This is a genomic window from Dongia sp. agr-C8, from assembly GCF_054658695.1.
The window spans coordinates 784,877-799,675 of the sequence record NZ_BAAGHZ010000002.1 but is presented as its reverse complement, the minus strand read 5'-3'; the positions used below and the strand labels follow the sequence as shown (position 1 = coordinate 799,675).

The following is a 14,799-nucleotide window of genomic DNA, read 5'->3' as shown; positions in this document are numbered from 1 at the left end:
GAGCAAGCGATGACGCCTGAGTTCTGGATCCAGCTGGCGACCCTGGTGCTCGGCGGCGCCGGCTCGCTCGGCACGGTCTACGGCGTGCTGAACAACCGCATCTCTGGCTCCGCCGCCAAGCTGCATGAACGGATCGACCGCGCCGAGGCGGCCGACGCCGAGCTCCGGCGCGACTACGTGCGGCGCGATGACCTGCGCGAGGACATCCACCGCCTCGAGCGCGGGCAGGAAGTGATGACGGCGAAAGTCGACCAGATGATCAGCAACCTGGTGCCGGTCCTCGCGCGCCTCGCCGAGGCGGCGATCTCGATGAGCGGCAAACAGCCATGAAAGGATTCCCTGAATGCTTTCGATCTTCCTGGCGCAGCTGGCTTCGCTGGCTGCCAATCTCGCCTTTGCTTTCGCGGCCATTCTTGGATGGTGGGGCGCGTTGCGTTTCCTCGACGTGCTCGCCGGTGGCTGGACCCATTTCAAAGGGCAGGGCGGTCCGCTGGCACTCATCCTCACCGATCCTCGTGCTGCCGCTGACTATTATGGCAAGCGCAATATCGGCGCCGCCCTGCTGGTCGGACTCGTTCTCGCCACGGTTCGATTCTGAGTTCCAGCGCGCGGTGACACACTGGCTCCCGAACGGCCCCGATTGGCGCTGGGCCAAGGCGCAGGGCGTTCAGGAAAGCCGCCTCGATCCCGCCGCCGTCTCGCCGGTCGGCGCCCGCGGCGTCATGCAGGTGATGCCGGGAACCTGGTCGGAGATCCAGAGGGCCATGGGCTGGCGCGGCATCTCCCCGCATTCGGCGCCGCACAACATCTTCGGCGGCGTCTGGTTTCAGGCGCGCATGGCCCGGATCTGGTCCGGCCGCGATCGAACGTTGATGGAAGCCTATGACCTCGGCCTTGCCAGCTACAATGCCGGCGCCGGCACGATCCTCAAGGCGCAGGCGGTCTGCGGCGATGCCAGGCTCTGGCCGGCGATTGCACCTTGCCTCGCCGCCGTGAGCGGGCCGGCGAATGCGCGCCAGACCACCGACTATCTGCGTCGCATCGCGCGCTGGCGCGGCATGATGGAGGCGGAATGATGTTCGGCCTCTCGAGCATCAGGCTCTACGTCTTCCTCGGCATGGCACTGGCGACCGTCCTGCTCGGCGCGACCACAGCCGTTCTCTGGTCGCGCCTCGACGCTAAAGAAGCGGCGATCGCCAGCCTCACGCAACAGCGCGACCTCGCCGCCGCCGATGCCGCGCGCTGGCAGGGTGCCGCCGCGGAGCGCGCCGGCGTGATCGAGCGTCAGGCGCAGAGCTTGCGCCGCCTGGAAAGCGACGGCCAGGCGGCGCGCGCCATCGCCGCCTCCCATGCCGACCAGGCGGCGCAGCGGATCGCCGTGCTCGAAGCGAAGATCTCTCACCTGAAGGAGGCCGCCCATGCGAGGCCCGACGACGTTCGTCTGCTTGGTCCTATCGTGCGCGACGCTCTGCCAAGCCTGCAGCAGTGACGCTTACCGCCCGGTGCCGCTTCCGCCGCCGGTCGAGATCGTGACGGTTTATCGCGATCTCCCGGATGCGCTGCTCGCACCCTGTGCCAAGCCGAGCTGGACTCCGGCGGAGATTGAGACCGATGTCGATCTCCTCGGCCTCACCGCGCGCATGCAGGACGCGCTCGGCCGCTGCGCCGATCAGGTCGAGGGCATCCGCGCGGTCTATCAGCAGGCGGGACCTTGACACAAAACCATGCGCGTATGCGGGTTAGTCTTCGGCGAGAGGAAATCTCGTGCCCCTTGAATATCCAAGCGGCGCGATCAAGATAGAAATCCACCTCTCCCGCTGACAGGAATCCCCGCACATGCCGACCCTGTTTGACCCGATTGAGCTTGGGGCCATTCATGCGCCCAACCGCATCCTGATGGCGCCGCTCACCCGCGGCCGCGCTACCCGCGATCATGTCCCCACGCCGATCATGGGTGAATACTACGCACAGCGAGCGAGCGCCGGCCTCATCATCTCCGAGGCGACCGGCATCAGCCGCCAAGGTCTCGGCTGGGCCTATGCGCCCGGACTCTGGACCGAAGCGCAGATCGAGGGCTGGAAACCGGTGGTCGCCGCCGTGCACCAGACGGGTGGCCGCATCTTCGCCCAGCTCTGGCATATGGGCCGGATCGTTCATCCGAACTTCCTCGGCGGCGCCAAAGCGGTCTCGGCTTCCGCGACCACCGCGCCCGGCGAGATCCGGACCTATGAAGGCAAGGTGCCCCATGCCGAGGCACGCGCCCTGGAGCAAGACGAAATCCCCGGCGTGGTCGAGGACTATCGCAAGGCGGCGCGGAACGCGCTCGCCGCCGGCTTCGACGGCGTGCAGCTCCATGCCGCCAACGGCTACTTGATCGACCAGTTTCTGCGCGACGGCACCAACAAACGGACCGATGCCTATGGTGGACCGCTCGAGAACCGCATCCGCCTGTTGAAGGAGGCGACCCAGGCATTGGTCGAGATCGTGGGCGCCGAGCGCACGGCGGTGCGCCTTTCTCCGAATGACGATCCGCAGGGCTGCGGCGATTCCAATTCGGAGGCTCTGTTCCTCGCCGCAGTGACCGCCCTCAACGATTTCAATCTCGCCTTCCTGGAGATGCGGGCCTCGCGACCGGAGAGCACCTTCCGCCCGGGCACGCGCGATCTCGTGCCGCAGATCCGCAAGGCCTATCGCGGCAAGCTGATCATCAACTCCGACTATCACCTCGAGGATGCGAGCGCGGCACTCGCCTCGGGCCGCGCCGATGCAATCGCCTTCGGTCGCACCTTCCTCGCCAATCCCGATCTGGTCGCCCGGCTGAAGGCCAACGCGCCGTTGAACCCGGCGAACCCCGAAACGTTTTACACCCAAGGGGCGGAAGGCTATACCGACTACCCGACGCTCGACCGCGTCGCCGCCGCACAGTAGACCAGATCACCGAACACCAGATCACCACGGCCAAATCATGAATCACTATCTGCGCATGGCCGTGGTGCTGGGTCTCATCACCGCGGTCGGTCCCTTCGCCGTCGATATGTATCTGCCGGCGCTGCCCACGATCGGCGCCAGCCTGAACGCGAGCACGGCCGGCGTCCAGGCCAGTCTCTTGTCCTTCTTCATCGTGTTCGGCGTCTGCCAGCTGTTCTACGGTCCGCTCGCGGATATCTTCGGCCGCAAGCTGCCGATTTATGCCGGCTTGGTGCTGTTTGCGATCGGCAGCGTCGGCTGCGCGCTCGCCCCCGACATAGAGACCTTGATCGCATTCCGTGTCGTGCAGGCTTTCGGCTCCTGCGCCGGCATGGTGGTGCCGCGGGCGATCGTGCGCGATCTCCACACCGGTCATGAGGCGACCCGGCTGATGTCGCTCCTGCTGCTGGTGATGAGCGTCTCACCGATCATGGCGCCGCTGTTCGGCAGCGGCGTCATCGCCGTCATCGGCTGGCGCGGCGTGTTCTGGGCGCTGACCGTGGCGGCGCTGATCGCCATCCTGCTCGCCGTCATCGCGCTCGAGGAGACGCGGCCGCACGAGGCCCGCCGCGGCAGCAGCTGGGGCGGCGCCTTCCGCGCCTATATCCATCTCATGCAGGACAGGAGCTTCGTCGGGCTCTCGATGGTCGGCGCCTTCGGACTCTCGGCCTTCTTCGTCTATCTCGGTAATTCGCCCTTCGTGCTGAAAGAGCAATACGGGCTTTCGGAGTGGGGCTTCAGCCTCTGTTTCTCCCTGAACGCCGCATCCTTCTTCGGCTTCAGCCAGCTCACCGGCACCCTGACCAAGCGCTTCGGCCTTGTACCGGTCGTCCGGGCCGCGGTCGCCGGCATGGCGGTGGCGATGACGATCCTGGCGGCGGTCATGCTGTCCGGCTTCGACAGCCTGCCGGTGATGATCGTCGGCCTCTTCATGGGCTACGGATTTCTGGGCCTGGTTTTGCCGACCGCCGGCGTGCTCTCCCTGGAGCATCACGGATCGATCGCCGGCGCGGCTTCGGCGCTGGGCGGCGCGCTCGGCATGATGACCGGGGCCGTCATCATGTCCCTCGGCGGTCTCTTCGCCGAGGCCGGTGCCAAGCCGATGGTCGCCCTGATCGCCCTCTGCGCGATCCTGGCCTGCGCCACCACCTTCATCACCTTGCGGAAACCGCAAGCCGGCGGCTTGGCGCGCGCTACTCGTTGACCAGGAATACGACGTAGCCGCGGAACCAGGGATTACCGGCGAGGTGATCCGGCGCTTCCCAGTCGCCGCCCTGCAGCAGGGCGATGCGGAACGGAAGCTCCAGCCGCTGTAGCGCTGCGAGATAGCCGGCATAGCCCGGGATCACGCGCCGCCCCTGATAGATCTGCAGCACGACCTCATCGACCACGCCGCCGAGCGCCGCGAGACCGGCCGGATCGCCGTTGCTGCTCCAGTCGAGCAGGCCGGTGATGGAGAGGCGGGTATCGTTCGGCAGGCGCTTCCTCAGGTCGGCGAGGAAAGCGGCGTAGTTCTCGAGATGCCGCGTGCCCGCGTCGAAATCGATCTGCAGTCCGACGACCTTGTTTCCAGCGGCGCGCCAGCGCGCGAGCGTCGCCAGCACCTGCTTATAGACTTCGTCGGGCCAGTCGAGCGTCTCGACGCGCACCACCATCCAGACATCGGCATTGGCCACACGCGGCAGAGCAGGGCGCTGGGAGACCAGCCGGACTGGATCGCTACCACCGACCTGGCCTTGCAGCAGATAGAGGCTGCGCGCCTCGGCCAGCACCGACTGCGGTTTCACGCCGGCCCAGAGGAAGAAGGCGTCGTAGTCGGCGGCGTCGGTCGGCGCCGCCAAGGCAGGCGATGCCAGCACGATCATCAATGCCGCCAGGATGGCGCGCATCGGCGTTACCAGTAACCCTCCAGCTGTTTTGCCCATTTCGAACTGGCATAGCGCTTCTTCAGCTCGCGGAACCAGGCCTTGCGCTGCTCCTCCGGCACGTCCTCGCCGCCGCAGGAATTGATCTGCGCCGGCGCGTAGCAGCGCACCGCGCGGTAGAGCGCATAGGCCTTGTCCTCGGGCGGCGTCTTGCTGCTCTTGATCAGCGACTTGTAGACGTCGAACCGCGCATAGGGCTCGCCCTCGAACAGCGACTTCGTCCCGCCGAGCTGGTCTGCCTCTGGCTGCCAGTCGAGCTGGTTCTGGTCGAACCCGTTCGCCCGCATGAAATCGGCGAGGCAGAGCAGCGGCTTCGGCGCCTTCGGATTCTTGGCGAGCTTCGCCGCCGTCTCTTTAAGCGGTCCGCAGCCGTAGTCGCCCAGCGTCGTCGTCTGGGTGAAGATGCCGAGCGGCGCCGGCTCGCTGGTGCTCAAGCCCCCGGTATAGCCTTCGACCGGCGCATCGGCGCGGACCAGCGCAAGATCCTTCACGAAGTCGGCATAGTGACCGCGCGTCACCTCCTTGTAGAGCAGCACGTAGAGCGCGGTGTCGCGCTCGTGCTGCGGCAGGGTTTCGTCCTTGGCCTGGCGCCGCAGGAGATCCGCATCGGCGATCTTGCGGAGCAGGATCTCGCGCATGCTGGCATTGGTGACCTTGGAATCCGCCGCGAACACTTTGTCGAGCGCGCCGCTACGCTCGTCATGCATCGCCAGAGCCAGCTCGACGGCCGGCCGTTGCATCGGCTGGGTCGCGGCCGGCAGCAGCGCCAGCCAATGGTCGCGCGCACCGACATCCTTCTGCGCTTCGAGCGCCATGCCACGCAGCATTTGCCGGCTGAATTCGCAATAGCTGAGCGGCGCCTGCGCCGTCACGGCCGGGATCGCGGCCAAAACCGCCTCGGGCTTGTTCCCGATATAGAAGTCGTGGGCGGCCAGGAGGTATTCAAAGAGCGCGGGATTTGATGCAAAGCGCGCACGCTGCGCCTCGATCTCGGCGCGCTCGAGCTGCTTGCCGCCACTGCGCATGCGTCGCAGATCCTCGACCGCGAGCAGGATCGGCTCCTTGGCCGGGTTTTCGCCAAACAGAAGCTTGTTGTCGACTTCGTCCAGCAGCGCGATGTCCCCAGGCCCGCCAGGGCCGGAGGATGCCGGGGCTGCCAGCATCTCCCCATAGGCGCCTTCCAGCAGGTCGGCGCGCCGGCCGAGCCAGTAGACCCGGCGCAGCAAGCCTTTCGCCGAGACGGCATAGGCACCCTGCGGATAGGCGCCGAGATAATCGCGAAACGCGGCGTCTGCCGCGTCGATCGACTGCGGATTGATGGGCTCATCCTTCCGATAGCCGTATTCGTCGAAGGCATCGATCTGCACCCGGTTCACCTCGACGCGGGCCAGCATGTAGCGCGCGGTCTCGGCCAGCCAGGGCTGGGCAACCGAAGTGAGACCGGAGAACTGCGTCTTCGCCGCATCGTAATCGCCGTCATAGAAAGCCTGTGCGCCCTGGAGATAGGCGGCGAAGCTCTGGCCGAGCGGCGACTGCACCGCTTGCAGCGCTTCCGCCAGCGCCGCACCGCCGGCAGGCGCCGCCGCGCAATCCGGGTGCAGGCCCTGGCGCGCGGCGATGAGGGTCGCGCGCTCGGCTTCCGGAATTTCGGTGGCGGCATTCACCTGCGCGACGAAGGCGGCGGTGCCGGCTTCGTTGCTGCGGCAGCGCGAGCCCTCGCCATAGGCGTATTCGTCGTTGCCCTCCTCATCGGCCGGCGCGAGCGTGAAGCGGTGGGCGAAGAGCGGCCATTCGGCGAAGGGGTCGGGCGTCCCGGTGCCCGCCGGCGCCTCGATGGCCTTGCCGCGCTGGTCGAGCAGGAGCAGCAGCAGGTTCACCCGCGTGTCGTTGCCGGGCCCGAGAATCGCTGTGTCGTCGCATCCGGTCAGGTCGCGGTGCACCAGGGTCCATGACGGCTCGCACCACATGTCGAAGCTGGCCGCCGCCGGGCGATGCCAAAGCGCCGACGCAAGCAGCAGGACAGAAAAGCCGAACAGCCGGATCATCGCGCATGCCCCCGATCGCCAATGCCGGAGGACTTTGGTCGGCCGCTTAATCTCCGTCAACCGCGGCGCGTGTGATCCTCGTCATCCGGCTGCGCGGCCTCGGCGTCGAAGCCGCTGCGGGCGCTGTAGAACGAGAGCGCGAACAGCCCGCCACCGAGCAGAAAGGTGAAGAAAGCTCCGAGGACCACGGCGGCGGCGAGATGGAAGGTGACCGGCCCGGTCGCCGCCAGCATAGCCACGGCCAGGCCCGCGACAATCAGACCGGCGACTGCGATCCAGATCAGGCGCAGCTTCAAGGCTGCGGTGAGGGCGGCTCGGTCCGGGTCCATGCAGCGCCAATGGAAGACAATCGGGAGAGTTCCGGCGGTCCCAAGCCGATCTTGCGCCGCCGCGAACTGTCACATTCAGCCTATCACAAGCGACGCGGTTTTCGCTGCACTGCGGGAGAGGTCTATTTCTCGTACAAATACCCGGAATGGGCTCTTGACGTGCCCCGCTTGGGCGAAATACTTCAAGGTCTTAAAATCGGTTAAAGCACCCCTGCCAGAAAGCATCCCATGTCCAGCAAGAAGGCCAACGGTCACGACACGGCGGCGCGCAAGCTGCGGTCGCGCGCCTGGTTCGACAATCCCGACAACGTCGACATGACGGCGCTCTATCTCGAGCGCTATCTGAACTACGGCTTCACCCTGGATGAGTTGCAAGGCGGCAAGCCGATCATCGGCATCGCCCAGACCGGCTCCGACCTTTCGCCCTGCAACCGCCACCATATCGAGTTGGCGAAGCGGGTTCGCGAAGGCATCCGCGAGGCGGGCGGCATATGCATCGAGTTCCCGGTACATCCGATCCAGGAGACCGGCAAGCGGCCGACCGCGATGCTCGACCGCAACCTCTCCTATCTCGGCCTCGTCGAGGTGCTCTACGGCTATCCGTTGGACGGGGTGGTACTGACCATCGGCTGCGACAAGACGACGCCCGCCATGCTGATGGGCGCCGCGACGGTCAATATCCCGGCGATCGCGCTGTCTGTTGGACCTATGCTGAACGGCTGGTTCAAGGGCGAGCGCACCGGGTCCGGCACCGTCGTCTGGAAGGCGCGCGAACTGCTGGCGACCGGCGAACTCGACTACAAGGGCTTCATCGAGCTGGTGGCTTCCTCGGCGCCGTCCACCGGCTATTGCAACACCATGGGCACGGCGACCACCATGAACTCGCTGGCCGAGGCACTGGGCATGCAGCTCCCCGGCTCGGCGGCGATCCCGGCGCCCTACCGCGAGCGCCAGCAGATGGCCTATGAAACCGGCCGTCGCATCGTCGAGATGGTGAAGGAGGACCTGAAGCCCTCCGACATCATGACCAAGAAGGCCTTCATCAACGCGATCCGGGTCAATTCCGCGATCGGCGGCTCGACCAACGCGCCGATCCACCTCAATGCCATCGCCCGCCATCTCGGTGTCCGGCTTGATGTCGAGGATTGGCAGACCTATGGCCGCGACATCCCGCTGATCGTGAACCTGCAGCCCGCCGGCGAGTATCTCGGCGAGGACTATCACCACGCGGGCGGCGTGCCGGCGGTGGTGGCCGAGCTGATGAAGCAGGGCCTGATCGAAGAAGAAGCGCAGACCGTCAACGGCAAGACCATCGGCGACAACTGCCGCGGCGCCAAGATCGTCGATCCGAACGTCATCAAGACCTTCGACAATCCGCTGAAGAAAGCCGCCGGCTTCGTCGCGCTGAAGGGCAACATCTTCGACAGCGGCATTATGAAGATCAGCGTGATTTCCGACGAGTTCCGCAAGCGCTATCTCTCGAATCCGAAGGACCCCGATGCCTTCGAGGTGACTTGCTTCGTGTTCGACGGGCCGGAGGATTATCACCACCGAATCGATGACCCGAAGCTCGGCATCACGGCGGATTCCATCCTGGTGATCCGCGGCGCCGGGCCGATCGGCTATCCGGGCGCTGCCGAGGTGGTGAACATGCGGGCCCCCGCCTACCTCATCAAGCAGGGCGTCCATTCGCTGCCGACGATGGGCGACGGGCGGCAGTCCGGCACCTCGGGCTCGCCGTCGATCTTGAACTGCGCACCGGAAGCGGCCGCGGGCGGCAACCTCGCAATCCTGAAGAACGGCGACAAGATCCGCGTCGATCTCAAGAACAGCAAGGTCGACGTCCTGATCTCCGAAGCCGAGATCAAGAGCCGTCGCCAGGCCCTGCTCGATGCCGGCGGTTACAAATACCCGGCCCACCAGACGCCTTGGCAGGAGATCCAGCGCGGCATCGTCGCCCAGCTCGACCAGGGCATGGTCCTGGAGCCGGCGATCAAATACCAGAAGGTCGCCCAGGAAAAAGGCCTGCCCCGCGACAATCACTGAGGCCGCGAAGCAGGGGTTCTTCAAACGGGGTCGGGCTGGTTGCCCGGCCCCGTTTTGTCTCCGAATAGCCGGCGCCCCCGATTCGACCCGCCGATCCGGCAACAAATCGCCGCGGCAATTGGCTAAGATGCCCCTCAGGTGCGGCTTCCTGACACCACTCTTGCGGGCTTTTTCCCTTTTGTCTGGATGGCTTAGGCAGTAAGAAGTGCATGGCAAACCGGGGTTCGGCTCGGTAGAGTCACTTAGTGCCCGAACCCGGCTGCGCCGCTCGGGGAGAGACTGCGGTGTACTTGTTCAACGATTCCGGGTTGCGTTCTCGGCAGGATGAATAGACTCCTCTATCTACCGATGGAAATTGCCTCACGGGAGCTGGACTCCCGGCTGCTGCTTTCCGTCATCGCCCTGACCTACGGATTCGAAGTCGTCATCGGCCAGAAATGGCTGATCGAGAGCAATATTCGCCGGATGCCCGGCGGCATCTATCTTTCCAAGACCATGACGCGCCGCGATGCCGAGAGCCTTGCCAAGGCGCGCGCACGTGGTTATTTCCCGGCGGCGATCGACGAGGAAATGCCGGGCCTGGTGACCAAGCCCGAGGAATTGCGCTGGATCGCACCCGAGGCTGTCGAACAGAGCGAAGCGATCTTCATCGCCGGCGAGGGCAATACCCAGTCCTTCATGGCCCGCTTCCCGGCCGCCAAGGCCAAGGTTCATATGGCGCTCAACCCGCGCTGGGACCTGCTGCGCAGCACCTTACGCTCGATGTTCGACGAGGAAGTTGCGCAGATCCGCGGTGCGTATGGCGATTTCATCCTGGTCAACACCAACCAGGGCTTCACCAATTCCGAGAAGGGCAGCAAGGACGACATCCTCAGGGAGCAGGTCCGGCTCGGCAAGATCGATCCCGCCAACACCGAGCACATGGCCTATGTGAACTCGATCGTCGAGATGGAGAACGCGAACAAGGCGGCGGTCATCGAGGTCGTGGCCGGTCTCCGGAAGGCACATCCCGATCGCACCCTGGTCATCCGCCCGCACCCGAGCGAGCGCATTGCGACCTGGACCGAGGCTTTCCCCGGCGATGCGAGGATCAAGGTGATCCGCGAAGGCTCCGCCGTGCCTTGGATCCTGGCTTCGACGCTGCTGGTGCACACCAATTGCACGACCGGCACCGAGGCGATCGCGCTCGGCAAGCCGGCGATCTGCGTGATGCCGCTCGATAACGCCATCTGCCAGCGCTATCTCTCCAATCGCGTCAATCCGGTGGCGCGCTCGGTCGAGGAGACGTTGGCGCTGGCCGAGCGCATCCTGTCGGGCAGCGTCGCCAGTCTCTACACGCCGCAGATGGTCGATACCTTCCACCATGCCATGTCGTTCGAGGACGACCGGCTGGGCGCGCAGATCATCATCGAGCAGCTGGTCAATGCCGTTGAGCGCCGCGAGGCCTTCAGCGCGCCCGGCAGCGCCAGCTCCTGGCGCCCGGACCAGAACTACCGCTGGCACATCCCGGACAAGAATGTGCGCGCCGAGCTCTTTCCAAGCCTCGATCGCGAGGCGGTGGTGCGACGGCTGCAGAAGATCGCCAAGGCGCTCGGCATCGACCTCATGCCCGAGGTCGAGTATTGCGGCAGCAAGGTGCTGCTGATCAGCAACCACCGCATGGCGCCCTTTGTCCGGTTCCGCCGTTCGCTGGCCGGCGCCTTCTACGACTTCCGCACGGGGACGTGACGCCGGACCGGCGTCGCTGTATCTGAAGCTCCATGACCAAGACCGTCGCCATCATCCAGGCGCGTTTCGGTTCGACGCGACTGCCGGGAAAGGTGCTGAAGCCGCTGGGGAAGGGCGTCGTGCTCGACCACGCGATCCGGCGTTGCCGCGCCATTCCCTCGGTGGACGCGGTGGTGATCGCGACCACCGAACGCAAAGAAGACGGCGCCATCGTCGCTGCGGCGGAGCGGGCCGGCGCGCTGGTGCATCGCGGCTCGGCCGAGGATGTGCTGTCCCGCTATGCTGGCGCGGCGAAATTGGCGGAAGCCGATGTCGTGCTGCGCGTCACCAGCGACTGCCCGCTGATCGATCCTGGCATCTGCGACCGCGTGGTCCGGCTTCGTGACGAGGCCGGTGCCGACTACGCCGCCAACAACATGCCGCGGCTCTACCCGCATGGCCTGGATTGCGAGGTCTTCACCCGCGCCGCGCTGGAACGAGCCGATGCCACGGCCACCGCGCCTTACGACCGCGAGCATGTGACGCCCTGGCTGCGCCGCACGGCCGACGTGAGGCGGACCAGCCTGATCGGCCCCGGCTGGCCCGCCGTGCAGCAGCGCTGGACTTTGGACTTCCCGGAGGATTACGACTTCTTCGCGGCGCTCTTCCCGCTGCTGCCGCAGGACCGTATCGCCGGCATGGACGAGGTGCTCGGAATCCTCGCCGCCCATCCGGAGATCGTCGCGATCAACGCCCATCGCCGCATCGGCGGCCCCGGCGCGAAGCCGGCTTCCGCGCCGGCCGCTGTCTTCCGCTTCGAGGCCGACCGGACGATCGGCGTCGGCCATGCCATGCGCTCGAACGCCTTCGCCAGCCTGCTCGATCAGCTCGGCTGGCGCGTGTTCTGGGCCCTGTCCGAAACCTCCGCCGCCTTCCTCAAGGAAAGCACCCCGCCCGGCGCGATCATCGACGTGACCCGCGGTGCCGCGGAGGAGCAGGCGGCCGCCATCCTGCAGGCCTGCGGCGGCAGCTGCGAACTCCTGGTGGTGGACCATTATGGCGCGACGCTCGACCTCGAACGCGCGATGGCGCGCGCCGGTGCGACCGTTGCTGTGTTCGACGACCTCATAGCGGCGCGATCCGACGCCGACATCATCCTCAACCCGGCACCGGACATCCTGCCGGAGGCCTATCGCGCCATCGCGCGGCCCGAGACACGTTTCCTGCTCGGGCCCGGGAACGCCCTCCTGCGCGCGCAGTTTGCCGCCGCGCGTTCGCAAGCCGCGGGGCGCATCGCCGGACAAGGCAGGATCGCGCGCGTGCTGATTGCCTTCGGCGGCACCGATCCGGCAAACGGCACCGGAATCGCACTGAAGTCGCTCGAGCCGACCGACATCGAGCACGTCGACGTGATGCTGGGCGCCAAGGCCGCTCATCTTGATGCCGTCCGCGCGCAGGCCTCGCGCATGGGCGGCCGCGTCCACATGCTGCTCGACGTGGCCGAGGTCGCGACGACCATGGCGAAGGCCGATCTCGTCATCGGTGCGCCGGGGACCGGGACCTGGGAGCGCGCCTGCCTCGGCCTGCCGAGCCTGCTGGTCGGCATTGCCCCCAACCAGAAGATCAATGCCGAGACGGTGGCGGCGCGGGGCGCGGCTTTGATCTGCGGCTTCCTGCCGGCCGACGCGGAGGACAAGGTCGCGGCCGAATTGCGCGCCCAGCTCGACCGCCTGCGCCATGATCCCGATCTCTACCGGCGCCTGCATGAGGCGGCCCTCGCGCTTTGCGATGGGCGCGGTGCCCTGCGCCTTGCGGCCGCCGTCGTGCCGGCCGCGCGCCTGAGGGATGGTACGCCGCTCAATCTGAGGCTGGCCGAGATGGCGGATGCGCAAATGCTCTATGATTGGCAACAGGCGCCGGAAACGCGGCGCTTTGCGTTGAACCGGATGCCCTTCTCCTTCGAGGACCATGGCCGCTGGCTCAAGGCCAAGCTGGAGAATGGACGCGACCTGCTGCTGATCGGCGAAGCCGGAAACAAGCCAGCTGGCTTCGTCCGGCTCGACTGGTTCGGCGCCGACAAGGATCGCTCCCAATACGTGGTCTCGATCGCCGCCGCCCCGGGGCAGCAGGGGCGCGGCATCGGTTCGGCCCTGCTGAAGGCGGCGCGCAGCCTGGCGCCGGGAGCGCATTTCTATGCCAAGGTCCTGGCCGAGAACGCGGCGTCGCTTGCGCTATTCCGCGGTTGCGGCTACGCCCTGGGGCCGGACGGCTATTTCCATCTGGGCAATCTGGACTAGGGCTTGGGAGGTTTGAGACCGATGGGCACGATTTCAATCGCGGGGCGCAAGATCGGCCCCGGCGAGCCGCCCTATATCATCGCCGAGATGTCGGCCAACCATAACGGCAGCCTCGACCGCGCGCTGGCGATCGTCGACATGGCCAAGGCCTCCGGCGCCGATGCGATCAAGCTGCAGACCTACAAGGCCGACACCATCACCATCGATCACGACGGGCCGGAGTTTCTCTTGAACGAGGGCCTCTGGGCCGGCCGCCGGCTCTACGAGCTCTATCAATCCGCCGCCATGCCCTGGGAATGGCACGCACCGCTGTTCCGGCGCGCGAAGGAGATCGGTATCACGATTTTCAGCTCCGCCTTCGACGCGACCGCTGTGGACCTGCTGCAGTCCTTGGATGCGCCCGCCTACAAGGTGGCCTCGCTGGAGACCGGCGACATCGCGCTCATCCGGCGTATCGCCGCGACGGGCAAGCCCATGATCGTCTCGACCGGCGCTTCGGAAATCTCGGAGATCGAGGAGGCGGTCGCGGCGGCCCGCGCCGGCGGCTGCAAGGATCTCATCCTGCTCCAATGCACCAGCGGCTACCCCACCCCGGCCTCGGAGAGCAACCTGCGCACCATTCCCGATATGGCGGCGAAATTCGACTGCCTGGTCGGGCTCTCCGACCATACCTACGGCACGGCGGTGCCGGTCGCCGCGGTGGCATTGGGCGCCTGTGCGATCGAGAAACACGTCACCTTGCGCCGCGCCGATGGCGGCGTCGATTCCGATTTCAGCCTCGAGCCGGAGGAATTGAAGCGACTGGTGGAGGATTGTCGCACCGCCTTCGAGGCGCTCGGCCGCGTCCATTATCAGGTCTCGCCCAGCGAGCGCGCGATCCGGCCGTTGCGCCGTTCGCTCTATGTGGTGAAGGATCTTGCCGCGGGCGAGCCGATCACCGAGGCGCATGTCCGCTCGATCCGGCCCGGCAAAGGTCTCGCACCCAAGCATCTGGAAGCCGTGCTCGGCAAGAAGGCGGCGAAGGCGCTGAAGCGCGGACAGCCCCTCGACTGGTCCATGGTGCAATCATGATGCGGCGCATCGCGACGGTCACCCTGTTCTGCCTCTCCGCTTCCATCGTGTTGGCCCGCCCGGCGTCGGCCGAGATGACCGTCGACATGCTGGCGGAGATCTGCAAGAGCCACGAGCTTCCGGATCGACAGATGTGCGGCTCCTACCTGCTCGGCGTCATGGACGCCTTCAAGACCTCGGCGATGCAATACGGCGCGAAGATCCCGTTCTGTTATCCCAAGAGCGGTCTCAGCGCCGACGACATGAGCCTCGCATTCCGTCTCTGGGAGTCGACCAATCCGGGCGAAAAGGCCAAACCCGCAATCTCCGGAATCGTCACCGCGATGACCGAGCGCTTTCCCTGCCGATGAACTTTCACGGGTGATTGCCCAGCTCTTGGGCATATGATCTAATTCCGCGCGGGAACAAGCCG

15 protein-coding genes are annotated in these 14,799 nt (G+C 66.2%); 12 read left to right on the top strand and 3 right to left on the bottom strand.

All coding sequences use genetic code 11. The annotated features are described in order from the left end of the window. Window positions 1-9 precede the first annotated feature (9 nt). From ACYQ4T_RS11300 to ACYQ4T_RS11270, 7 genes are all read left to right on the top strand, one after another. A complete protein-coding gene (locus tag ACYQ4T_RS11300) occupies window positions 10-330 on the top strand; it encodes a hypothetical protein (protein ID WP_459853867.1) in 321 nt (106 codons plus the stop codon). A gap of 13 nt (window positions 331-343) precedes the next feature. Then, window positions 344-598: a hypothetical protein gene (locus ACYQ4T_RS11295; protein WP_459853865.1), complete on the top strand. Its 255-nt coding sequence runs from the start codon at window positions 344-346 to the stop codon at window positions 596-598. Window positions 599-611: 13 nt separating this feature from the next. Further along, the gene (locus ACYQ4T_RS11290; RefSeq protein WP_459853863.1) at window positions 612-1,076 is read left to right on the top strand and encodes a transglycosylase SLT domain-containing protein; all 465 of its coding nucleotides are present in this window, start codon (window positions 612-614) and stop codon (window positions 1,074-1,076) included. Beyond that, entirely contained in the window at window positions 1,073-1,489 is a 417-nt protein-coding gene (locus ACYQ4T_RS11285) for a hypothetical protein (RefSeq protein ID WP_459853860.1), read from the top strand. Before ACYQ4T_RS11290 ends, ACYQ4T_RS11285 begins: the two co-directional genes overlap by 4 nt. A gap of 13 nt (window positions 1,490-1,502) precedes the next feature. Further along, on the top strand, window positions 1,503-1,715 hold the full coding sequence (gene lysC, locus ACYQ4T_RS11280; RefSeq protein ID WP_459853858.1) for an Rz1-like lysis system protein LysC: 213 nt from the start codon (window positions 1,503-1,505) through the stop codon (window positions 1,713-1,715). A gap of 121 nt (window positions 1,716-1,836) precedes the next feature. Continuing rightward, window positions 1,837-2,928: an alkene reductase gene (locus ACYQ4T_RS11275; protein WP_459853855.1), complete on the top strand. Its 1,092-nt coding sequence runs from the start codon at window positions 1,837-1,839 to the stop codon at window positions 2,926-2,928. Between the two features lie 37 nt (window positions 2,929-2,965). Next, window positions 2,966-4,171, top strand: a complete 1,206-nt coding sequence (locus ACYQ4T_RS11270; protein WP_459853853.1) for a multidrug effflux MFS transporter — start codon at window positions 2,966-2,968, stop codon at window positions 4,169-4,171. Here the strand turns inward: ACYQ4T_RS11270 and ACYQ4T_RS11265 are convergent. The 3 genes from ACYQ4T_RS11265 to ACYQ4T_RS11255 are packed head-to-tail and all read right to left on the bottom strand — an operon-like array spanning window position 4,161 to window position 7,266. Then, a complete protein-coding gene (locus ACYQ4T_RS11265; RefSeq protein ID WP_459853850.1) occupies window positions 4,161-4,856 on the bottom strand; it encodes a DUF3142 domain-containing protein in 696 nt (231 codons plus the stop codon). The two genes, ACYQ4T_RS11270 and ACYQ4T_RS11265, sit on opposite strands and share 11 nt — an antisense overlap. Before the next feature lie 5 nt (window positions 4,857-4,861). After that, window positions 4,862-6,937 carry a hypothetical protein gene (locus ACYQ4T_RS11260; protein ID WP_459853848.1) on the bottom strand — a complete coding sequence of 692 codons (2,076 nt, stop codon included), beginning with the start codon at window positions 6,935-6,937 and terminating at the stop codon, window positions 4,862-4,864. A 56-nt stretch (window positions 6,938-6,993) separates the two neighbouring features. Beyond that, a complete protein-coding gene (locus ACYQ4T_RS11255; protein WP_459853845.1) occupies window positions 6,994-7,266 on the bottom strand; it encodes a hypothetical protein in 273 nt (90 codons plus the stop codon). Window positions 7,267-7,494: 228 nt separating this feature from the next. On the opposite strand from ACYQ4T_RS11255, the gene ACYQ4T_RS11250 reads away from it, so the two are divergent. From ACYQ4T_RS11250 to ACYQ4T_RS11230, 5 genes are all read left to right on the top strand, one after another. Next, on the top strand, window positions 7,495-9,312 hold the full coding sequence (locus ACYQ4T_RS11250) for an IlvD/Edd family dehydratase (RefSeq protein WP_459853842.1): 1,818 nt from the start codon (window positions 7,495-7,497) through the stop codon (window positions 9,310-9,312). Window positions 9,313-9,660: 348 nt separating this feature from the next. After that, window positions 9,661-11,040: a surface carbohydrate biosynthesis protein gene (locus ACYQ4T_RS11245; protein WP_459853839.1), complete on the top strand. Its 1,380-nt coding sequence runs from the start codon at window positions 9,661-9,663 to the stop codon at window positions 11,038-11,040. 32 nt (window positions 11,041-11,072) lie between these two features. After that, on the top strand, window positions 11,073-13,316 hold the full coding sequence (gene pseG / locus ACYQ4T_RS11240; protein ID WP_459853836.1) for a UDP-2,4-diacetamido-2,4,6-trideoxy-beta-L-altropyranose hydrolase: 2,244 nt from the start codon (window positions 11,073-11,075) through the stop codon (window positions 13,314-13,316). A 21-nt stretch (window positions 13,317-13,337) separates the two neighbouring features. Further along, on the top strand, window positions 13,338-14,387 hold the full coding sequence (gene pseI / locus ACYQ4T_RS11235) for a pseudaminic acid synthase (protein ID WP_459853833.1): 1,050 nt from the start codon (window positions 13,338-13,340) through the stop codon (window positions 14,385-14,387). After that, window positions 14,384-14,737 carry a Rap1a/Tai family immunity protein gene (locus tag ACYQ4T_RS11230; RefSeq protein ID WP_459853831.1) on the top strand — a complete coding sequence of 118 codons (354 nt, stop codon included), beginning with the start codon at window positions 14,384-14,386 and terminating at the stop codon, window positions 14,735-14,737. Before pseI ends, ACYQ4T_RS11230 begins: the two co-directional genes overlap by 4 nt. Window positions 14,738-14,799 lie beyond the last annotated feature (62 nt).